General features: G+C 72.5%; 19 protein-coding genes. 3 read left to right on the top strand and 16 right to left on the bottom strand.

Annotated elements, in window-relative coordinates; genetic code table 11:
- Positions 1-78: 78 nt before the first annotated feature.
- Together AC3IX6_RS29860 and AC3IX6_RS29855 are read right to left on the bottom strand one after the other, a co-directional pair.
- A complete protein-coding gene (locus tag AC3IX6_RS29860) occupies positions 79-1,167 on the bottom strand; it encodes a prephenate dehydrogenase (RefSeq protein WP_489366226.1) in 1,089 nt (362 codons plus the stop codon).
- 165 nt (positions 1,168-1,332) lie between these two features.
- The gene (locus AC3IX6_RS29855) at positions 1,333-1,779 is read right to left on the bottom strand and encodes a YidB family protein (RefSeq protein ID WP_489366224.1); all 447 of its coding nucleotides are present in this window, start codon (positions 1,777-1,779) and stop codon (positions 1,333-1,335) included.
- A gap of 136 nt (positions 1,780-1,915) precedes the next feature.
- Between AC3IX6_RS29855 and AC3IX6_RS29850 the strand changes: the two genes are divergently transcribed.
- The 3 genes from AC3IX6_RS29850 (at position 1,916) to AC3IX6_RS29840 (ending at position 3,559) form a co-directional block, all read left to right on the top strand.
- On the top strand, positions 1,916-2,257 hold the full coding sequence (locus tag AC3IX6_RS29850; RefSeq protein WP_489366223.1) for a DUF952 domain-containing protein: 342 nt from the start codon (positions 1,916-1,918) through the stop codon (positions 2,255-2,257).
- Positions 2,258-2,340: 83 nt separating this feature from the next.
- Positions 2,341-2,811 (top strand): Rieske (2Fe-2S) protein, encoded by a 471-nt coding sequence (locus AC3IX6_RS29845; protein WP_489366221.1) that lies wholly within the window; start codon positions 2,341-2,343, stop codon positions 2,809-2,811.
- A gap of 28 nt (positions 2,812-2,839) precedes the next feature.
- A complete protein-coding gene (locus AC3IX6_RS29840; protein WP_489366219.1) occupies positions 2,840-3,559 on the top strand; it encodes a nucleotidyltransferase domain-containing protein in 720 nt (239 codons plus the stop codon).
- Here AC3IX6_RS29840 and AC3IX6_RS29835 read toward each other — a convergent pair.
- The 14 genes from AC3IX6_RS29835 to pyrG all read right to left on the bottom strand — a co-directional run bounded on the left by AC3IX6_RS29835 (position 3,556) and on the right by pyrG (position 19,511).
- Positions 3,556-4,296 (bottom strand): nucleotidyltransferase domain-containing protein, encoded by a 741-nt coding sequence (locus tag AC3IX6_RS29835; protein ID WP_489366217.1) that lies wholly within the window; start codon positions 4,294-4,296, stop codon positions 3,556-3,558. The genes AC3IX6_RS29840 and AC3IX6_RS29835 overlap by 4 nt on opposite strands.
- Positions 4,297-4,311: 15 nt before the next feature.
- The gene (locus AC3IX6_RS29830) at positions 4,312-5,358 is read right to left on the bottom strand and encodes an ADP-ribosylglycohydrolase family protein (protein ID WP_489366215.1); all 1,047 of its coding nucleotides are present in this window, start codon (positions 5,356-5,358) and stop codon (positions 4,312-4,314) included.
- On the bottom strand, positions 5,355-6,161 hold the full coding sequence (locus AC3IX6_RS29825) for an NUDIX hydrolase (RefSeq protein WP_489366213.1): 807 nt from the start codon (positions 6,159-6,161) through the stop codon (positions 5,355-5,357). Before AC3IX6_RS29825 ends, AC3IX6_RS29830 begins: the two co-directional genes overlap by 4 nt.
- On the bottom strand, positions 6,158-7,324 hold the full coding sequence (locus AC3IX6_RS29820; protein WP_489366211.1) for an AAA family ATPase: 1,167 nt from the start codon (positions 7,322-7,324) through the stop codon (positions 6,158-6,160). The genes AC3IX6_RS29825 and AC3IX6_RS29820 overlap by 4 nt, the downstream gene beginning before the upstream one ends.
- Complete coding sequence (pnuC, locus tag AC3IX6_RS29815; RefSeq protein ID WP_489366209.1) at positions 7,321-7,920, bottom strand: nicotinamide riboside transporter PnuC; 600 nt, start codon at positions 7,918-7,920, stop codon at positions 7,321-7,323. Before pnuC ends, AC3IX6_RS29820 begins: the two co-directional genes overlap by 4 nt.
- 132 nt (positions 7,921-8,052) lie before the next feature.
- On the bottom strand, positions 8,053-9,624 hold the full coding sequence (locus AC3IX6_RS29810; protein ID WP_489366207.1) for a pseudouridine synthase: 1,572 nt from the start codon (positions 9,622-9,624) through the stop codon (positions 8,053-8,055).
- Entirely contained in the window at positions 9,624-10,247 is a 624-nt protein-coding gene (gene scpB / locus AC3IX6_RS29805; protein ID WP_489366205.1) for an SMC-Scp complex subunit ScpB, read from the bottom strand. The genes AC3IX6_RS29810 and scpB overlap by 1 nt, the downstream gene beginning before the upstream one ends.
- A gap of 5 nt (positions 10,248-10,252) precedes the next feature.
- Positions 10,253-11,269 (bottom strand): segregation and condensation protein A, encoded by a 1,017-nt coding sequence (locus AC3IX6_RS29800; protein ID WP_489366203.1) that lies wholly within the window; start codon positions 11,267-11,269, stop codon positions 10,253-10,255.
- A 177-nt stretch (positions 11,270-11,446) separates the two neighbouring features.
- Positions 11,447-11,935, bottom strand: a complete 489-nt coding sequence (locus AC3IX6_RS29795) for a hypothetical protein (protein ID WP_383953705.1) — start codon at positions 11,933-11,935, stop codon at positions 11,447-11,449.
- Positions 11,920-12,957 carry a ParA family protein gene (locus AC3IX6_RS29790; protein ID WP_266958946.1) on the bottom strand — a complete coding sequence of 346 codons (1,038 nt, stop codon included), beginning with the start codon at positions 12,955-12,957 and terminating at the stop codon, positions 11,920-11,922. The genes AC3IX6_RS29795 and AC3IX6_RS29790 overlap by 16 nt, the downstream gene beginning before the upstream one ends.
- 449 nt (positions 12,958-13,406) lie before the next feature.
- Positions 13,407-14,522, bottom strand: coding sequence for an alanine dehydrogenase (gene ald / locus AC3IX6_RS29785; protein ID WP_266876781.1), 1,116 nt, complete (start codon positions 14,520-14,522; stop codon positions 13,407-13,409).
- Positions 14,523-14,674: 152 nt separating this feature from the next.
- Complete coding sequence (locus AC3IX6_RS29780) at positions 14,675-16,657, bottom strand: AAA family ATPase (RefSeq protein ID WP_489366200.1); 1,983 nt, start codon at positions 16,655-16,657, stop codon at positions 14,675-14,677.
- A 480-nt stretch (positions 16,658-17,137) separates the two neighbouring features.
- Positions 17,138-17,770 (bottom strand): NUDIX domain-containing protein, encoded by a 633-nt coding sequence (locus AC3IX6_RS29775; RefSeq protein WP_489371599.1) that lies wholly within the window; start codon positions 17,768-17,770, stop codon positions 17,138-17,140.
- Between the two features lie 88 nt (positions 17,771-17,858).
- Entirely contained in the window at positions 17,859-19,511 is a 1,653-nt protein-coding gene (pyrG, locus tag AC3IX6_RS29770; RefSeq protein ID WP_489366198.1) for a CTP synthase, read from the bottom strand.
- Positions 19,512-19,617: the final 106 nt, after the last annotated feature.

The raw sequence follows: 19,617 nt of genomic DNA, 5'->3' as shown, positions 1-19,617 counted from the left end.
CCCGGGGAGGCCGTGGAGCGGGCGCGGGGCGGCCTCCGGCCCGCCCCGGAGGACGCGCCGGAGGCCGCCCCGGAGGCCCTACGGCTGGCGCAGCGCCCAGCCGCGTTCGCGCAGCTCGGCCTGGAGGCCGGCGACCGCCCGGGGTTCGACCATGAGCTGGACCAGGCCCGCCTGCTGCCCCGTCGCGTGCTCGATCCGCACGTCCTCGATGTTGACCCCGGCCCGGCCGGCGTCGGCGAAGATCCGCGCGAGCTCGCCCGGCTGGTCGGAGATGAGGACGGCCACCGTCTCGTAGACCGTGGGCGCGGCCCCGTGCTTGCCCGGGACCCGGACCCGGCCGGCGTTGCCGCGGCGCAGTACGTCCTCGATGCCCGCCGCCCCGTCCCGGCGCTTGGCCTCGTCGGCCGACTGCAGGCCCCGCAGGGCTTCCACGGTCTCCTCCAGGTCGGCGGCGATCCCGGAGAGCACGTCCGCCACGGGCCCCGGGTTGGCGGAGAGGATCTCCACCCACATCCGCGGGTCGGAGGCGGCGATCCGGGTCACGTCGCGGATGCCCTGCCCGCACAGCCGCACCGCGGTCTCGTCGGCCTCCTCCAGCCGGGCCGCGACCATGCTGGAGACGAGCTGCGGGGTGTGGGAGACCAGCGCGACGGCCCGGTCGTGCGCGTCCGCGTCCATGACCACCGGGACGGCCCGGCACAGGGCCACCAGCTCCAGCGCCAGGTTCAGCACCTCGTGGTCGGTCTCCCGGGTCGGCGTGAGCACCCAGGGCCGGCCCTCGAAGAGGTCGGCGGAGGCCGCGAGCGGTCCGGACTGCTCCTTGCCCGCCATCGGGTGGGTGCCGATGTACGCCTTCGTGTCCACGCCCAGCGCGTCCAGCTCCCGGCGCGGTCCGCCCTTGACGCTGGCCACGTCCACGTAGGCGCGGGCCAGGTCCCGCCCTATGGCGTCGGCGAGCGCGGCGGCCACGTGGGCGGGCGGTACGGCGATGACGGCGAGGTCGGCCTTGCCCTGGTAGGGCTCCTCCGTGCCGGCGCCCAGCGCGGCGGCCGTACGGGCCTGCCCCTGGTCCCGGTCGGACAGGTGGACGGCGATGCCGCGGGCGGCCAGGGCGAGCGCCGCGGAGGTGCCGATCAGTCCGGTTCCGATGACGACGGCGGTTCTCACGGGGTGCTCTCCAGGTGTACAGGGGTGTGGGGCGGCGGTACCTGCCTCAGGGTAGCCAGCGGGAACGGTGCGAGGGCCCGGCGTCCCGTCCGCTGGGACGGGCCGCCGGGCCCTCGGGAACCACCCCCGGCAGGACCGGGGTCGCTCTGGGGGGCTCGGGGTCGCTCAGAGGCCCTGCTGCTTGATGATGTCCTCCAGCGAGCCGCTGGGGACCGAGCCCTGCGGGGTCAGCTTGTCCACGGCCTGCGGGAGTGCCTGCGCGATCTGGTCGGCGGCCACCTCGGGGGTGACGCCCGCCTGCTCGGCGACCTTGGCCAGGGTGTCGTCCGGCAGGGCCTTGGCGATCTCCGCGCCGCTGACCGGCTGGTTCTCGCCGGTGCCGACCCAGGACTGGGCCTGTTCGGTCAGACCCGACTTGGTCAGCATGTCCAGCAGCCCGCCGAGCGGGTTGTTCCCCGCGCCTCCGGCCGCCTGGGCGCCGCCGGCACCGCCGCCGCCCAAGAGGGCGCCGAGGAGGGAGCCGAGGATGTTGCCGCCGCCACTGCCGCCCTGTCCGCCGCTGCCGCCGCCGAGGAGGCCGCCGAGAAGGGAGCCGAGGTCGTTGCCCGCCATGGTGATGCCTTTCGAAGAGGGACCGGGCGCGCGGAAATCGGCGTACCCGGCTTCGAGATACGGACAATGTCACCCAACTCGGGCACGTCTGCCACTTGGCGCAGAGGCGTGCGCCGACTGCGGTAGAACGATCGGCATGATCTTCCACCTCGTGCCGCTCTCCGACTGGACCGCGGATCCCGCACGCCCGTACGCCCCGCCCTCCCTCGACTCCGAGGGTTTCGTGCACTGTTCGGCGGATCCGGAGACGGTGCTCGCGATCGCCGCCGCGCACTACGGATCCGTACCGGGGACCCTGCTCGCCGTGGAGCTCGACGAGCGCGCCCTCACCTCCGAGGTCCGCCGGGAGGGTGAAACGGGCCTCCGCTATCCGCACGTCCACGGACCGCTGAACCGGGACGCCGTGGTGCGCGTGTGGGAGGTGGTACGCGCCCCAGGTGCGCCGGCCGAACTCGTTCCCCGGCCTCCGGAGGGCTGAGTCAAGGCGCGGCGGGGTGTTGCCGGAGCCCGTCACGCGCCAGGATGCCTTTCGCCATCCCGGCGATCACCCGAGGAGAAGTCATGAGCGACCCCACCCGCGCCGCCCGGCGCACGGTACTGGCTGCCGGCGCGAGCGTCCTGGCAGGCGGCGTGCTGACCGCGTGCGGCGGAGCCGACGAGGCGAAGCCGTCGTCCGAGGGCGGCAGCGCGCCCACGGCGCAGAACTCCGCGTCCGCCTCGTCCTCGGCTCCGGCCGCGGACGCCAAGGCCCTGATCAAGTCCTCGGAGGTACCGGTCGGCGGCGGCACGGTCCTCAAGGAGGAGAAGCTGGTCGTCACCCAGCCGACGGCGGGCTCCTTCCGCTGCTTCACGGCGGTCTGCCCCCACCAGGGCTGCCTCGTGAACAAGGTGGAGGCGGGCACCATCGACTGCCCGTGCCACGGCAGCAAGTTCAAGGTCGCGGACGGCGCGGTGGCCAAGGGCCCGGCCACCAAGCCGCTGGAAGAGAAGAAGATCACCGTCTCCCCGGCGGGCGAAATCTCGCTCGCCTAGCCGCGGGCCGCGGCACTAGCCTCGCCGGATGAACGAGGCCCACACGAACAGCCCGACCCCCGAGCCGCTCGAACTCACCCTGGTCAGGGACCACACGGTCTACTCGTGCGTGATCGGTTCGAGGGCGTTCGGCCTGGCGACGGAGGCGAGCGACACCGACCGGCGCGGTGTCTACCTCGCCCCGACGCCGCTGTTCTGGCGCTTCGAGAAGCCGCCGACGCACGTGGACGGGCCCCGGGACGAGGAGTTCTCGTGGGAGCTGGAGCGCTTCTGCGAACTCGCGCTGCGCGCCAACCCGAACATCCTGGAGGTCCTCCACTCCCCTCTCGTGGAGGACCTCACGCCGGTCGGCGAGGAACTCCTCTCGCTCCGCGGCGCGTTCCTCTCCCGCCGGGCCCACACCACCTTCAGCCGGTACGCCGTCTCCCAGCGCGGCAAACTCCTCGGCGACCTCCGCAACCACGGCGCCCCGCGCTGGAAGCACGCCATGCACCTGCTGCGGCTGCTGCTGTCCTGCCGCGACCTGCTGCGCACGGGCCGCCTGGTGATCGACGCGACCCCCTACCGCGACCGCCTCCTCGCGGTCCGCCGCGGCGAGCTCACCTGGGAGGAGGTCGACGCCTGGATGACCCTCCTCCAGGAGGAAACCGAAGCCGCCCTCACCACGACCCCCCTCCCCGAGGCCCCGGACCTGTCCCGCGTGGAGGACTTCCTCCTCCGCACCCGCCGCGCATCGGCAACGACCTAACCCACCCGCCGCCGTACGACGAACGCGTCGAGCGCGTCGAAGGCCGCCGCGTGCTCCGGCAGCGGCGAGGCCTCCCGGGCCGCCTCCAGGACCCCGTGCAGGGCCTCGAAGTCCCGCCCCACCTGCCAGGCGTCGACACCCACGGCAGCCCCGTGCTCGGCCTCGGCCTTGGCCTCGATCAATCCGGCCAGATAGCCCGGAGCCTCCGGCACCTCGTCCAGCAGCGTGGGCAGGTGCGCCTGCACCCGTGCCGAGCGCATCAGGTGGATGCCCGTAAGCAGCGCCCGGAAGGTGTAGAGCAGCGGCTTGAGCTCGGCCGTCTTCCCGAAGAGCCGCCACTGCGTGTTCGCGAAGCCCCGGTAGTGGTGGGCGTGGTGCGAGGTCAGGACGGCGGGGGCCAGGGAGACCAGCTCCTCGTGCGCCGGCGTCGTGTGCACCACCAGGGGGGACAGCAGCTGTTCCAGGACGTAGCCGTTGCGGTTCAGCATCAGCCGGACGAACTTGCGCAGGTCGTGTGTGACCAGGTCCATCTCGGTACCGTCCCGGACCCACATGCGGCTGCGCGTCTCCTCCGGGTCGCGGAGCGACAGCAGCTCCGCCGCCGGCAGCAGGTGTGCGCCGCGCAGGTCGACGTCGGAGTCCTTGGAGGGGAATCCGTACAGGTGGGCGCCCGAGACCGTCGCGAAGAGCAGCGGGTCCGGCTGCTCCGCGACGACGGGGGTCAGGTCGACGGCCATCGGGTTCAGCACCGCTCACGCGTCCCAGAGGGTGCCGAAGGACAGGAGTTCGGCGCGGTACTCGATGCGGCCCTCCCAGTCGTGGGGCCAGGCGGCCGCGCCGAGGTGGGCGCCGGCGAAGGCGCCGGCCAGGCAGGCGATGGAGTCGGAGTCCCCCGCCGTGCAGGCCGCGCGGCGCAGGGCCAGGAGCGGTTCGTCCGGGAAGAGCAGGAAGCACTGGAGGGCGGTGGCCAGGGCTTCCTCGGCGATCCAGCCTTCGCCGGTCGTCAGGCAGGGGTCCGTTTCGGGGGACGGGCTGCGCAGGGCCGCCGCGAGGCGGTCCAGGACCTCCAGGCACTCGTCCCAGCCGCGCGCCATGAAGGATTCGGCCGAGGCGTCCGAGGCCGTCCGCGTCCAGAGGTCGCCGAGCCAGCGCTCGTGGTAGCGGGTGCGGTTCTCCAGGGCGTACGAGCGCAGTTGCCCGACCAGGCCGGTCACCTCGGTGCCCTGCGCCAGCAGGAACACCGCCCGCGCCGTGAGGTCGGAGGCGGCCAGTGCGGTCGGGTGGCCGTGGGTCAGCGCCGACTGGAGCTGGGCCGCGCCGGCCCGCTCCTCCTGCGTCCAGCCCGGCACCAGCCCGACCGGGGCCACCCGCATGTTCGCTCCGCAGCCCTTGGAGCCGAGCTGGCTGGCGTCGCGCCAGTCCCGCTCGGGGTGGTTGAGCAGGCTGCAGGCCTTCATGCAGGTGTGGCCCGGGGCCCGGTTGTTCTCCGGGGAGTGGTACCAGTCGACGAACTCCTCCCGGACCGGCCGCGCGAGCCGCAGCGGGCCCACCCGGCCCCGCTCCGCGGCGGTCCGTATGCCCCGCGCGAGGGCCAGCGTCATCTGGGTGTCGTCCGTGACGATCGCCGGCCGGGGCAGGTCCATCTGCCGCCACGGGCCGGTCTTCGCCAGGATCCGGGGCACGTCGTTGAACTCCGTCGGGAAGCCTAGGGCGTCTCCCAGAGCCAGTCCGATCAGGGAGCCCGTGGCGGCCCGCTTCGCGTGCGTGGATGTCGTCGGCGGCATCGGCGGCATCGTCATCGTGGGTGTCCTTCCGAAGGGCGCAGCAGGGGCGGGTGCAGGGTGGTCGCGGGTCCGGACCGGTAGAGCGCGGCCGGTTTGCCGCGGCCGCCGGTGAGCCGGGCGGCTCCGGGCACGGCCTCGACGAAGCCGGGCGTGGCCAGGACCTTGCGGCGGAAGTTGGGTCGGTCCAGGGCGGTGTCCCAGACGGTCTCGTAGACGGCCTGGAGCTCGCCGAGGGTGAACTCGGGCGGGCAGAACGCGGTGGCGAGGCAGCTGTACTCCAGCTTCGAGCCCACCCGGGAGCGGGCGTCCGCGAGGATCTCCGCGTGGTCGAAGGCCAGTCCGAAGGCCGGCGCACAGGCCTCGCCCACCGGCACCCAGCGGGCCCGGTCCGCGTCTCCGCCGCCCTCGGCCGCCGGTTCCGGCAGATCGGGGACGAGCGCGGTGAAGGCCACCGAGACCACCCGCATGCGGGGGTCCCGGTCCGGTTCGCTGTAGGTGCGCAGCTGGTCCAGGTGCAGGGCGTCGACCACGTCCGCCGACAGGCCGGTCTCCTCGGCCAGTTCGCGCCGGGCCGCCGTCTCCGCGGATTCCCGCGGCAGCAGGAAGCCGCCGGGGAGCGCCCAGGCGCCCGCGTACGGTTCCTGCGCGCGCCGGATCAGCAGCACGTGCAGGATCCCGCCGCGCACGGTGAAGACGGCGAGGTCCACGGTCACCGCGAAGGGCGCGAAGGCGTGCGGGTCGTACGCGTGCCCGGGGCCGGGGCCGCGTCCGGGATGGGGTCCAGGTCCGGGATGGGGTCCAGGTCCGGTGTCACTCATCGGCTCCGCTCCCCCGCCCGCTCCCCGGTCCGCCCGGCCACCTGCCCGGGCACCCGCCCGGACACCCGCCCGGACACCCGCCCGGACACCCGCTCCGGCAGCGGATCCGCGAACCGCCAGCCCTCCGCCAGGAGTCCGTCGACCGCGGCCACCGCCGCCGCCAGCCGCGCCCCGCGGTCCCCGCGGACCACGAGGTAGCGCTTCCCGGTCCGTTCCAGTTCCTCCAGGAACCGCCCGGTCATCCACGGCCGGAGCTCCTCCCCGTCGCGCAGCCCGTCGTCCTCGAAGGGCACGTCCGCGTGGTCGGTGAGCAGGTACAGGTCCCGCCGTGTCGCGGCGGCGATCCGCTCGACCTCGGCACTGCGCGCGCCCGTGTACCGCTCGTGCCAGATGCCGGTGGCGAAGGAGTCGGTGTCGCAGAAGAGCACGGGTGATCCCAGCCGGGCCGCCCGCTCCTCCTCCGCGTCCTGCCGCCGCGCGATCACCGGGAACTCCGCCGGGGCGAAGCTCACCTGCTCCCAGGTCGCCGCCGGGTCCGCGGCGCGCGCCGCCGCGAGCCGCTCCTCGCTGTACTGCCTGCCGTACTCCGCGACCCAGCCGGTCTTCGCCCACACCCCGCCGCGCCCCCGCCAGTGCTCGGCCAGGGCCCGCGACAGCGTGGTCGTGCCGGTGGACTCGGCGCCGAGCACGACGATCCGCCGGGTCAGCGCCGCCCGTACGGCGGGTCCCAGGAACTCCCAGTTCCCGACGGGGTCGGCCCGTACGGCCGTGCCGGACACCGGGAACAGGGTGCGGTCCCGGTCCACGCAGACCTCCTCGGCGCCGAACCGCCGCGCGAGCTCGGTCCCGTAGGCCTCGGAGGTGAAGACGGCGTCGACCGGGCGGCGCACCGCGCGCCGGAAGATCGCCATGTGCGCCTCCCAGACGGCCGGGTCGTGGAGGTCGACCGGGATGTCGTCGACCGCGCCGACCACCTCGGCCCCCGGGTGCGCCTCGCGCATCCAGGCGACCCGGTCGGCGAGCGGTACGGACTCCACCGAGGCCGCGCAGACCAGGACGGTCAGCCGCTCGCACTGGTCCTGCGCGGTGCGCACCAGGTGGTGGTGGCCGGCGTGCGGCGGATAGAACTTCCCGAGGACCAGGCCGTGGCCGTGGCGCTTCATGCCGTCACCGCCAGCACCTCGCGGGCCGGGAGCGCCCGGCGCCAGCCGAGCAGTCCGGCGACGCACAGGGCGAGGAAGCCGACGTAGAGCAGGGAGGTCAGGTACAGCCCCTTGTACGCGTACAGCGGGATGTACACGAGGTCCGCGGCGATCCACAGCCACCAGGACTCGACGAGCTTGCGGCACTGCCCGTACGTGGCGGCGAGCGAGAGCCCGGTCGTCAAGGCGTCCCAGAACGGCACGGTGGAGTCGGTGGCCCGGCTCAGCAGGAGGGTCAGGCCGAGCACCGCCACCGCTCCCGTCGCGGCCAGCGCGGTCCACTCGGCGGCCGTGGTGCGGCGCACCGGCAGGGCCGTGGTGGTGCCCGGGCCACCCCCGTGGGTCCAGGACCACCAGCCGTACGCGGCCAGGGCGATGAAGACGATCTGCAGCCCGGCGTCGGCGTAGAGGCCGGCCTGGGTGAAGAGCACGATGAAGAAGACGTTGTTGGCGATGCCGACCGGCCAGTTGGCGATGTGCTGCCGGGCGACCAGCCAGACGCACACGGCACCCGTGACGAAGCCGAGGATCTCGGTCCAGCTCGTCTGCCATCCCATGACGCCCCCATCCCTTTATGGTCAGACTGACTATAAACAGGGTCCGGGGCCCGGCACAACCAGAAAACCCGCGGCGCCCAGGGGCACCGCGGGTTCTGGAGGCCTTCAGGAGGCCGGGGTACTGACGGGGTCCTACAGACCGACCTCGCGCATGAGCATGCCGACCTCGGTGTTGGTCAGGCGGCGCAGCCAGCCGGACTTCTGGTCACCGAGCTCGATCGGACCGAAGGAGGTCCGCACGAGCTTCTCGACCGGGAAGCCGGCCTCGGACAGCATGCGGCGGACGATGTGCTTGCGGCCCTCGTGGAGGGTCACCTCGACCAGGTAGTTCTTGCCGAGCTGGTCGACGACGCGGAAGTGGTCGGCGCGGGCGTACCCGTCCTCCAGCTCGATGCCGTCCTTGAGGCGCTTGCCGATGTCGCGCGGCAGCGGACCGGTGATCGCGGCGACGTAGGTCTTCTTCACGCCGTACTTCGGGTGCGTGAGGCGGTGGGCCAGCTCACCGTGGTTGGTGAGCAGGATGATGCCCTCGGTCTCGGTGTCGAGCCGGCCGACGTGGAAGAGACGCGTCTCACGGTTGGTGACGTAGTCACCGAGGCACTGGCGGCCGTCCGGGTCCTCCATGGTGGAGACGACGCCGGCCGGCTTGTTCAGCGCGAAGAACAGGTACGACTGGGTGGCGACGGTCAGGCCGTCCACCTTGATCTCGTCCGAGGGCTTCACGCGCTTGCCCTGCTCCAGGACGATCTCGCCGTTGACCTCGACGCGCGCCTGCTCGATGAGCTCCTCGCACGCACGGCGCGAGCCCATGCCGGCACGGGCGAGGACCTTCTGCAGGCGCTCGCCCTCCTCCTCGGCACCCGGGAAGGTCTTCGGGGTCTTGATCACGGGCTTGTCGGCGTACCGGTCGCGCACGCGCTCCTCGATCCGCGCCTCCAGCTCGCGCGGCTTGGACTGGCCGCTGCGGGAGCCGGGGCCGAGGCGCGGGCCGCCGGCGCCGCCGATGGCCGGGGTACGGGAGACCTTCGGGCCGCCCTTGGCGCCACCGCGGGCCGCGGCGCCGCGTGCACCGCCACCGCGGTTGCCGTCGGCCGCGCCACGGGCACCGCCGCCGCCCGCCTTGGCACCGCCGCGGCCGTTGCGCTCGCCCTCGGGGCCGACGTCGTAGCGACGCTCCTCGGGGCGGGGGTTGCGGATGCGGGGGGCCTGCTCGCGGTCACGGTCGGAGCTGCCGCCCTGGTAACCGCCGGAGGAGCCGCCACCCTGGTAGCCGCCGCCGGAGGAGCCGCCCTGGTAGCCGCCGCCCGAGCTGCCGCCGCGGGAGCCGCCACCCTGGTAGCCACCACCCGAGGAGCCGCCACGGGAGCCGCCACCCTGGTAGCCGCCACCCGAGGAGCCGCCACGGGAGCCGCCACCCTGGTAGCCACCACCCGAGGAGCCGCCACGGGAGCCGCCACCGGAGCCGCTGCCGCCCTGGTAGCCGCCGCCGGAGGAGCCCCCGCGGGAGCCGCCACCCTGGTAGCCACCGCCCGAGGAGCCGCCGCGGGAGCCGCCGCCCGAGCCGCTGCCGCCGCCGGAGCCGCCACCGCGGTAGCCACCACCGCCGCCGCTGGAGGAGCCGCCGCGGGGGGAGCTACCGCGCCCGCCACCACCGCCGCCGCTGTTCCTGTTGCCGCCACCGTTGCCGTTGCCGCTGCTTCGCATCAAAGTTCCGTCGTCTTGTCGTCTTCATCGGTATCCGGAGAGTCCGGATCGAACGACGGAACACCCTCTTGCGTCTCGGCTTCGATCGCGTCCGCCTCGGGGAGGAAGGGCGCGAGCTCCGGGAGCTCGTCCAGGCCACGCAGGCCCATCCGCTCCAGAAAGTAGTTCGTCGTCCTGTACAGGATCGCACCTGTTTCGGGTTCCGTCCCCGCCTCCTCCACCAGACCCCGCTGGAGGAGGGTGCGCATGACCCCGTCGCAGTTGACTCCGCGGACCGCCGAGACCCGCGACCGGCTGACCGGCTGGCGGTACGCGACGACGGCCATGGTCTCCAGCGCCGCCTGGGTGAGACGGGCCTGCTGGCCGTCCAGGACGAAGGCCTCCACCGCCGGCGCGTAGTCCGCCCGGCTGTAGAACCGCCAGCCCCCGGCGACGAGCCGCAGCTCGAATCCGCAGCCCTGCGCCTCGTACTCGTCCGCCAGCTCGCGCAGCGCGTGAGCGACCTCGCGCGGGGTCCGCTCCAGGACCCTGGCCAGGTGCGCCTCGGTCGCCGGCTCGTCCACGACCATGAGGACGGCCTCCAGGGCCGGCTTCAGGGCCAGCCCGGCCACGGGGGTCGTCACGTCACTCACTCCTTGACCTCCACGATCTGGTCGAACTCGTCCGTCACCGTCGGCATGCCGTCCCCGTCCCCGCCGCTCCAGCGCACCGTGAGCGTCGTCAGGGCCTCCTCCTGGTCCAGGACCACCGCCTTCTCCCGGTAGAGCTCCAGGAGGGCCAGGAAGCGCGCCACGACGGTCAGGGTGTCCGCCGCGTCCTCGGTGAGCTCCTGGAAGGTGGCCTCGCCCCGGGCCTTGAGCAGCGCCACGACCAGCCCGGCCTGCTCCCGGACGCTCACCAGGGGCGCGTGGATGTGGTCCACGTACACCTGCGGCTTCGCCCGGGGCTGCATGGCCTTGACCGCGAGCCGCGCCAGCCCCTCGCCGCCGATGCTGATGACCACCTCGGGGAGCAGCTCGGCGAGGTGGGGCTCCAGCCCCACGGTGCGCGGGTAGCGCTTGCCCTCGATCTCGGCCCGGTCCTGGAAGATCTCGGCGATCCGCTTGTACGCCCGGTACTGCAGCAGCCGCGCGAACAGCAGGTCCCGGGCCTCCAGCAGCGCGAGGTCCGCCTCGTCCTCGACCTCGGCGACGGGCAGCAGCCGGGCCGCCTTCAGGTCGAGCAGGGTGGCGGCGACGACGAGGAACTCGGTCGTCTGGTCGAGGTCCCAGTCGGGCCCCATGGCACGGATGTGCGCCATGAACTCGTTGGTGACCTCCGACAGCGCGACCTCGGTGACATCCATCTTGTGCCGGGAGATCAGCTGCAACAGCAGATCGAAGGGCCCCTCGAAGTTCCCGAGGTGCACCGTGAACCGCCCGTCCCCGACGGGGTCCGGCACGGCTCCGGCCTCGACCACGGCCTCACTTACGGGCTCGACCGCGGCCACAGGGGCCGCCACGGCCTCCTCGGGCCCCTCAGGGCCACCGGGGGCCTCCGGGGCCGCCCCGACCCCGGCCGGAGCCCCTGGGGCCGGTACGGGAGCACCCGGGCCGCGGCCCAGCGAGCGGCGGGGCGGGAGGCCGGGTTCGGCAGGAGGGGGCATTGCGGTCCAGGGTGGTACGGAGTGACGGCCGGCGGACAGGGGCCGCGGGGCCCGAGCCCCTAAGACTCCCACGCACGGTGGTCTTTTCAGCCGTCCGACGCTTGAGGACCGGAGTCCGGGGCGGCGACGGACCGCAGGGGGCCGACGGACCACCCCGCCCGAGCCCCCCGCAGGGGGTCAGCGCCCCCGCAGCCGCCGGACCAGGATGCTCGCGTCCCCGCGGGACTCCAGGTCGGCCAGCACCACCGCGACGGCCTCCCGCACGATCCGGCCGCGGTCGACCGCCAGACCGTGCTCCCCGCGCAGCACCAGCCGCGCGTGTTCCAGGTCCATGAGCTCCTCCGCGGAGACGTAGACCGTGATCTTCTCGTCGTGCCGCTCGCGCCCGCTGGGCCGCCGGTTCGCACCCCGGCCCTGCCCCTTGCCCCGACCGGGGGTGGGGGCGGGGACGGCGTTACCGGAACCTTCCTGCGGACGCCGCTGCGGACCGACGCCCGGCTCCGTGCCGGCCTCAGCCTCCCGGCTGCGGCCCTCTCCCGCCGTGCCCTCCGCCGCCGACGCGGCGTGCTCGACTCCCCGCGACGACGGCGAGGAGGACGTCAGTGCCATCCCCCCGGTCGTACGGAACAGTTCGTCGGCTCCGGGCAGACTCACTCGGCGGGACACCGGGCGAGCACCTCCCTGGCCAGTTGGCGATAGGCGGCGGCGCCGACGGAGTTGGAGGCGTACGTGGTGATCGGCTCGCCGGCGACCGTGGTCTCCGGGAACCGCACCGTGCGGCCGATGACCGTGTGGTAGACGTGGTCGTCGAAGGCCTCGACGACGCGCGCCAGCACCTCACGGCTGTGCACCGTACGGGAGTCGTACATCGTGGCGAGGATGCCGTCGAGCTCCAGCTCCGGGTTGAGCCGCTCCTGCACCTTCTCGATGGTCTCGGTCAGCAGCGCCACGCCGCGCAGTGCGAAGAACTCGCACTCCAGCGGCACGATGACCTTGTGAGCCGCCGTCAGGGCGTTCACGGTCAGCAGACCGAGCGAGGGCTGACAGTCGATCACGATGTAGTCGTAGTCGGGCAGCAGGGGCTTCAGGGCCCGCTGCAGCGTCGACTCGCGCGCGACCTCGCTGACCAACTGCACTTCGGCGGCGGACAGGTCGATGTTGCTCGGCAGCAGGTCCATGTTGGGGACCGCCGTCTTCAGCAGCACCTCGTCGGCCGACATGCCCCGCTCCATGAGCAGGTTGTAGACCGTCAGGTCGAGTTCCATCGGGTTGACCCCGAGGCCGACCGACAGCGCGCCCTGCGGGTCGAAGTCGACGAGCAGCACCCGGCGCCCGTACTCCGCGAGCGCCGCACCCAGGTTGATGGTCGACGTGGTCTTGCCCACGCCGCCCTTCTGGTTGCACATCGCGATGATCGTCGCCGGACCGTGATCGGTCAGCGGACCCGGGATCGGGAAGTACGGCAGCGGCCTTCCGGTCGGGCCGATCCGCTCACGGCGCTGACGGGCAGCGTCGGGGGCGAGAGTGGCCGCGTACTCGGGGTCGGGCTCGTACTCCGCGTCGGGGTCGTAGAAATGCCCCTCGGGCACCTGTTCGTAGTCGGCGAAACCCACGGGCTTGTCGCCGCTCAGGTCGCCGGCCCTGGAGTTCACGTCTAGGCCGTCCATGCTCTTTTGGGGCGTCGTCATGTGCTGGTGGTTTGCGAAGGTGCGGACCGCTACGGATCCCACGGCTTCGATTCCGGCAGGACCCTGGCCCCGCGCAGGCCCTCCTGCTCGACCACCTCCAGGAGCAAATGTCGACTCATTCACAAGTCGTCTTACCTCCTCGGACGTGACCAGGACACTTATCGATAGGTCAGCGTGGCACCATGCCGACGGTTGGCGACTCTATGGCGTGTCACCACTCAGCGGCAACACAATCCGCCGGACCCGCCGCGATGTGTCGGCAACCGAACACCACTCTGTCAAGGGCGTACGAGCTGTCGCCGGGAAGTTTCGCGGGTGTGCGAAAGGGTTAAAGGGTTACGTTCGAGGCGAGTTGAGCGGCCCTGCGGACGACCCCGGGAACGCCTCCGGCCGGACCTCGCGAGCAAGGTCCGGCCGGATACGTGAGATTGACGTCAGTCGTTGACGACTCAGCCGAGAAGCGTGCTCAGCTCGAGGGTCTCGAGGCCGTGCGCCTCGGCGACCTCGCGGTAAACGACCTGGCCGTCATGGGTGTTGAGGCCCAGCGCGAGCGCCGGGTCACGACGCAGCGCCTCGACCCAGCCGAGGTTCGCGAGCTGCACGATGTAGGGCAGCGTGGCGTTGGTCAGGGCGTAGGTGGAGGTGTTCGGCACCGCGCCCGGCATGTTGGCGACGCAGTAGAAGACCGAGTTGTGGACCTGGAAGGTCGGCTCGGCGTGAGTGGTCGCGCGGGAGTCCTCGAAGCAGCCGCCCTGGTCGATCGCAATGTCGACAAGGACACTTCCGGGCTTCATCTTGGCGACGAGCTCGTTGGTGACCAGCTTCGGGGCCTTCGCACCCGGGATCAGCACCGCGCCGATGACGAGGTCGGCCTCGATGACCGCCTTCTCCAGCTCGAAGGCGTTGGAGACGATCGTCTTGATCTTCGTGCCGAAGATCTTGTCGGCCTCGCGGAGCTTGTTGATGTCGCGGTCCAGCAGGGTCACGTGGAAGCCCATGCCGACGGCGATCTGCACGGCGTTCCAGCCGGAGACGCCGCCGCCGATGACCACGCACTCGCCGGCGTGGGTGCCGGGGACGCCGCCGGGGAGCACGCCGCGGCCGCCGACCGAGCGCATCAGGTGGTAGGCGCCGACCTGCGGGGCCAGACGGCCCGCGACCTCGGACATCGGGGCGAGCAGCGGGAGGGCGCGGTTCGCCGTCTCGACCGTCTCGTACGCGATGGCGGTGGTGCCGGACTCGAGGAGGGCGTCCGTGCACTCGCGGGAGGCCGCGAGGTGCAGGTAGGTGAAGAGGGTCTGGTCCTTGCGGAGGCGGTGGTACTCCTCGGCGATGGGCTCCTTGACCTTCAGCAGCAGGTCAGCGGTCGCCCAGACCTCGTCGGCGGTGCCGAGGATCTCGGCGCCGGCGGAGACGTACTCCGCGTCCGTGATCGAGGAGCCCACACCGGCGTTCTGCTCGACGAAGACCTGGTGGCCGTTGCGGACCAGCTCATGCACGCCGGCGGGCGTGATGGCGACCCGGAACTCGTTGTTCTTGACCTCGCGGGGGATGCCGACCTTCATCGTGGCTCACGGTCCTTGGCTCAGGGGATGTTTCGGGCTACTTCAATACAAACCCGTCCACAAGAACGCGCAACGGGATGCACCAGAGGATGACCTGGTGAAGCCAGTCTAATGAAGGATGAGCGGCTGTCTAGCCTTGCAAAGTAATAATCTCAGTCGGAAACGCTGCGGATTTCGCAGGCTGCGGGGTCATCTCCCAGCAATCTGTCGGCCGCGGACCTGTGCAGCCTGGCAGCCGCGGGATCGCCGAGCCGGTCCAGCGTGTCCGCCAGCCGTACCTGGAGCGCGGCCTGAAGCCGCAGGTCCCCGGCCTTCCGCGCGAGCTCCACCGCCTCCCGGCAGGTGTGCAGCGATTCCTCGGGCCGGCCCGCGTACTCCTGGATCCGCGCCATCTCGCTCAACGCCTTTGCCTGGCCCGGGACATCGGCGAGCTTCCGGTAGCCGGCCGAGGCCGCCCGCCAGCTCCGCAGCGCGTCCCCGTACCGGCCCGCGTACGTGTGCACGTTCCCCAGCCGCCCGTACAGCCGCGCCTCGTCCGCGCGCTCCCCCCGGGCGAGGGCGTGGGACAGGGCCCGGCCGAACCAGTCGGAGGCCCGGTGCCAGTCCCCCAGCTCCTGGTGCGCGCCGCCTACGGATTCCATCGCGCGGCCCGACGCGTACGGGTCGTTCGCCGCCTTTCCCGCGTCCAGCGCGGCCCGGTACCGGTCCAGCGCCTCCCGGGTCCGGCCGGTCTCGGCGTCCAGATCGGCCAGGTTCAGCAGCGCGGCGGCCTGCTCCCGGTGCAGATCGCGCCGCTCGGCCACGTCCAGCACGAGCTGGTGCAGCCCGTACAGCTCGGGCGCCGCCCCGGCGGTGCCGCGGTGCTCGGACAGCGCCCGCGCGAGCGCCGCCACGAACCTGCGCGCCAGGGTGTCCAGCTCCCCGTCGGCCACGGCCAGCGAGGCGGCGGCCAGCAGGGCGGGCAGCCGGGTGTCCAGCCAGGTCTCCGCCGCCCGCCGGTCGGCGAAGCGCAGCGCGCGCGGCACCCCGTCGAGCTTCTCCGGCAGCCCGACGGCGCCGCCGGGTCCGTCTTCGTCCGGCTCCGCCATCGCCCGGCAGGAGAGCAGCAGCCGTACGGTGCGCTCCAGCATCCGGGCCCGCGCGAGCTGGACCTCGGCGGGCCGCTCCTTGGCCTCCAGCAGGGCCTGGAGCAGCGGCGCGAGGCAGCCGGGCAGCAGGTACAGCCCGTCGTGGGCGGGCCGGAGCAGGCCCAGCGCGGCGAAGTCCTCCAGGGTCGACTGCGCGGCGGCCACGGAGCAGCCGGCCAGCGCGGAGGCGACGTGGGAGTCGACGAGGCCCGCGGGGGCAAGCGGAAGCAGCCGCAGGGTCCGCTGGGCGGGCTGCGGGAGGGATTCGTAGACGAGCCTGAAGGCCTTGGCGAGCGGGCCGCCGACCCCGGCGGGCATATCGTGCAGCTGCTTGCCCACGTCCGCCACGGAGGCCTTGGGGCGTGCGGCGAGCCAGCCGCCCGCGAGGGCGAGCGCCGCGGGCTGGCCGCCGCACTCCTCGGCGAGGGCTTCGGCCGCGCGCGGGTCGTTGGCGACGCGGATGTCGCCGATGCGCTGGACGAGCATGCGGACGGCCGAGGGGGTGTCGAGGCCGCCGAGGGTGCAGGGGCGGACATCCGGAATCCCGGTCAGGGGGCCCTCCGACGTGACGACGACCAGGCACTCGGGGGTGTCCGGCAGCAGGGCGTCGACCTGGTGCGGATCGGAGGCGTCGTCGACGAGGAGGACCATGCGGCGGCCGGCCAGGGCCGTGCGCAGGGCGGAGCTGAGATCGTCCTCGCCCGCGCCGGGCGGGGTGGGCTGCCCGAGTCCCTCCAGGAGGGTGCGGACGGCACGCTCGGTGGCGACGCTCTCACCCGTGGGCGCGGTGAGCCTGACCTTCAGCACCCCGTCGGGATAGTCGTCGGCGATCTCGCGCACCAGCGCTTCGGCGAGGGCGGTCCGGCCGGAGCCGGGGCGCCCCGCGACGAGGAGCACCCGGGCGCGCGGGGCCTTGGCCTTGCGGCCGGAGAGGGTGTCGAGCCCGGTTCGCGCGATGTCCTCGCGGAGCTCCTTGAGCTCACGCCGCCGCCCGACGAAATCCGTCACGGAACCGCTCCTCTCGCTGCCTTCGGATTGCGAGCGTAGTTCACGCAGAGCGACGGACAGGGTGGAGCGCGGCGGACAAATCGCCCGATCGGATCAGCGGATGGGCTGTTTTTTAACGCGCCGCTCGCGCGGTGCGGCTGGGTGGGCCCTGCGGGGCGAAGTCCCCTACCCACCCTTCCACCGTTCCCCGGGCCAGCCCGGACCCCCTGAGGCTCCGCCCCAGACCCCGGTCCTCAAACGCCGGACGGCTAAGAAGACCACCCCCGGCCGGGGTCGGAAGGGCGCCGGGCCGGGGACGGGGGGCGGGGTGGGGTGTCGGCCGGGACGTAAAGCGTGATGTGTGGCGCACAGGAAAGCCACAACTGCCGGCCGTAAAGGGCAAGGCGCCTAAATCATGCAGTCCAGGCCGACACCCCACCCCACCCCGCCCCCGGCAACGGCGCCGCACCCGCACCCGCACCCACACCCACACCCACAGGGCTACGCCTCGAAGGGCCGGGCCTGCCACGGGGCGTCCGCCGGACGCAGGGAGGCCAGGGAGGGGTCGGCGGCGAGGGCCGCCGTGAGGGCCAGGGCCCCCGTGACGAGCCCGGGGTTGCCCAGCGAGCCCGCCAGAACACCCCGTACCAGCGAAGGCAGCGGCACCCACGCCACCTCCATGTCCGCCTCCTCCGAGCCGGACTCCGCGTAGCGTTCGCCGTCCGCCTCCGAGACGCCCCGCGCGAGGAAGATCCGGGTGGCCTCGTCGGAGCCGCCGGGGGACGCGTAGAAGTCGGCCAGCACCCGCCAGTCCTCGGCCTTGACGTGCGCCTCCTCGTACAGCTCGCGCTGCGCCCCGTGCAGCGGGTTCTCCCCCACGACGTCCAGGAGCCCCGCCGGGAGCTCCCACAGCCGCCGCCGCACCGGGTGGCGGTACTGGCTCAGCACCAGCACCCGTCCCGCGTCGTCCAGGGCCAGCACGCACACCGACCCGGGGTGCACCTGGTAGTCGCGGCGGGCCACGGACCCGTCCGGCATCCGCACCTCGTCGGAGGCAACCGCCGTCTTCGCGCCCTGGAACGGCCGCTGGGTCGACACCGTCTCCCAGGATTCCGACGTGTCCTTGATCTCCATACCCGACATGCCCCGAAGCCCTCCACAACGCGCGACAGCCGGGGTACGGAACTCCGTACCCCGGCTGTCTACGGTATGTGCCGTACGACTACTTCGCGGCCTGCTGCCGCTCCACGGCCGCCTTGACCAGACCCGCGAACAGCGGGTGCGGGCGCGTCGGGCGCGAGCGCAGCTCCGGGTGGGCCTGGGTGGCCACCAGGTAGGGGTGGACCTCGCGCGGGTACTCGACGTACTCGACGAGCTTGTTGTCCGGGGAGGTGCCGGAGAAGACCAGACCGGCCTTCTTCTCCAGCTCACCGCGGTAGGCGTTGTTGACCTCGTAGCGGTGGCGGTGGCGCTCGTCCACGTACGCCTGGTCGCCGTAGACCTCGCGCACGATGGAGCCCTCGGCGAGCTTCGCCGGGTACATGCCCAGGCGCATGGTGCCGCCCAGGTCGCCCGCGCCCTCGACGAAGGCCAGCTGCTCCTCCATCGTGGAGATCACCGGGTTCGGGGTGGAGGCGTCGAACTCGGTGGAGTTCGCGTCCTCGATGCCCGCCAGGTTGCGCGCGGCCTCGATGACCACGCACTGCAGGCCCAGGCACAGGCCGAGCAGCGGGACCTTGTTCTCGCGGGCGTAGGTGATCGCACCGACCTTGCCGTTGACACCACGGTCGCCGAAGCCGCCGGGCACGCAGATCGCGTCCACGTCTCCGAGCACGGCCGCGGCACCGGCCGGGGTCTTGCAGTCGTCGGAGGTGACCCACTTGATCTGCACGCGGGCCTTGTTGGCGAAGCCGCCGGCGCGCAGCGCCTCGGTCACCGACAGGTAGGCGTCGGGCAGGTCGATGTACTTGCCGACGAGCGCGACCTTGACCTCGTGGTCGGGGTTGTGGACCCGGTCGAGCAGGTCCTCCCAGACGGTCCAGTTGACGTCGCGGAACGGCAGGTCGAGCTTGCGCACGACGTAGGCGTCCAGGCCCTCGGTGTGCAGCACCTTGGGGATGTCGTAGATCGACTTGGCGTCGATCGCGGCGACCACGGCTTCCTCGTCGACGTCGCACATCAGCGAGATCTTGCGCTTGATCGAGGTCGGGACCTCGCGGTCGGCGCGCAGCACGATCGCGTCGGGCTGGATGCCGATGTTGCGCAGCGCCGCGACGGAGTGCTGGGTCGGCTTGGTCTTCAGCTCGCCGGAGGGGCCGATGTAGGGCAGCAGCGAGATGTGCACGACGAAGACGTTGTCGCGGCCGACCTCGTGGCGGACCTGGCGGACGGTCTCCAGGAACGGCAGCGACTCGATGTCGCCGACGGTGCCGCCGACCTCCGTGATGACGACGTCGACGTCGTCGGTCGCCATGCGACGGATGCGGTGCTTGATCTCGTTGGTGATGTGCGGGATGACCTGCACGGTGTCACCGAGGTACTCGCCGCGCCGCTCCTTGGCGATGACCTGCGAGTAGACCTGGCCGGTGGTGACGTTGGCCGAGCCGTCGAGGTCGACGTCGAGGAAGCGCTCGTAGTGACCGATGTCCAGGTCGGTCTCGGCGCCGTCGTTGGTGACGAACACCTCGCCGTGCTGGAACGGGTTCATCGTGCCGGGGTCGACGTTGAGGTACGGGTCGAGCTTCTGCATCGTGACCCGAAGACCGCGCGCCTTCAGCAGCGCACCCAGGCTGGAGGCCGTCAGGCCCTTGCCGAGGGAGGAAGCGACACCCCCGGTGACGAAGATGTGCTTGGTCGTCATGGATTTGGGCGGCATCGCCAAGAGGGGGCTCCCGTGGGTCGCGAGGTGAGGTGCGTCCGGCGCCGGCCACCATCGATCCGGAGGGTCTCAGGGGGCGCCGAAGCTGCGGTTTCGGGGCTCC

Source organism: Streptomyces sp. GL_141, assembly GCF_057834385.1.
The sequence above is the reverse complement of the archived record's forward strand: the minus strand, read 5'-3'. Positions and strand labels throughout refer to the sequence as shown.

Coding starts and splice junctions, on each gene's coding strand:
- AC3IX6_RS29855 (WP_489366224.1), bottom strand. CDS start 1,779: ATGGCGGGCAACGACCTCGGCTCCCTTCTCGGCGGCCTCCTCGGCGGC.
- AC3IX6_RS29850 (WP_489366223.1), top strand. CDS start 1,916: ATGATCTTCCACCTCGTGCCGCTCTCCGACTGGACCGCGGATCCCGCA.
- AC3IX6_RS29845 (WP_489366221.1), top strand. CDS start 2,341: ATGAGCGACCCCACCCGCGCCGCCCGGCGCACGGTACTGGCTGCCGGC.
- AC3IX6_RS29840 (WP_489366219.1), top strand. CDS start 2,840: ATGAACGAGGCCCACACGAACAGCCCGACCCCCGAGCCGCTCGAACTC.
- AC3IX6_RS29835 (WP_489366217.1), bottom strand. CDS start 4,296: ATGGCCGTCGACCTGACCCCCGTCGTCGCGGAGCAGCCGGACCCGCTG.
- AC3IX6_RS29830 (WP_489366215.1), bottom strand. CDS start 5,358: ATGACGATGCCGCCGATGCCGCCGACGACATCCACGCACGCGAAGCGG.
- AC3IX6_RS29825 (WP_489366213.1), bottom strand. CDS start 6,161: ATGAGTGACACCGGACCTGGACCCCATCCCGGACCTGGACCCCATCCC.
- AC3IX6_RS29820 (WP_489366211.1), bottom strand. CDS start 7,324: ATGAAGCGCCACGGCCACGGCCTGGTCCTCGGGAAGTTCTATCCGCCG.
- pnuC (WP_489366209.1), bottom strand. CDS start 7,920: ATGGGATGGCAGACGAGCTGGACCGAGATCCTCGGCTTCGTCACGGGT.
- AC3IX6_RS29810 (WP_489366207.1), bottom strand. CDS start 9,624: ATGCGAAGCAGCGGCAACGGCAACGGTGGCGGCAACAGGAACAGCGGC.
- AC3IX6_RS29800 (WP_489366203.1), bottom strand. CDS start 11,269: ATGCCCCCTCCTGCCGAACCCGGCCTCCCGCCCCGCCGCTCGCTGGGC.
- AC3IX6_RS29790 (WP_266958946.1), bottom strand. CDS start 12,957: ATGACGACGCCCCAAAAGAGCATGGACGGCCTAGACGTGAACTCCAGG.
- ald (WP_266876781.1), bottom strand. CDS start 14,522: ATGAAGGTCGGCATCCCCCGCGAGGTCAAGAACAACGAGTTCCGGGTC.
- AC3IX6_RS29775 (WP_489371599.1), bottom strand. CDS start 17,770: ATGGAGATCAAGGACACGTCGGAATCCTGGGAGACGGTGTCGACCCAG.
- pyrG (WP_489366198.1), bottom strand. CDS start 19,511: ATGCCGCCCAAATCCATGACGACCAAGCACATCTTCGTCACCGGGGGT.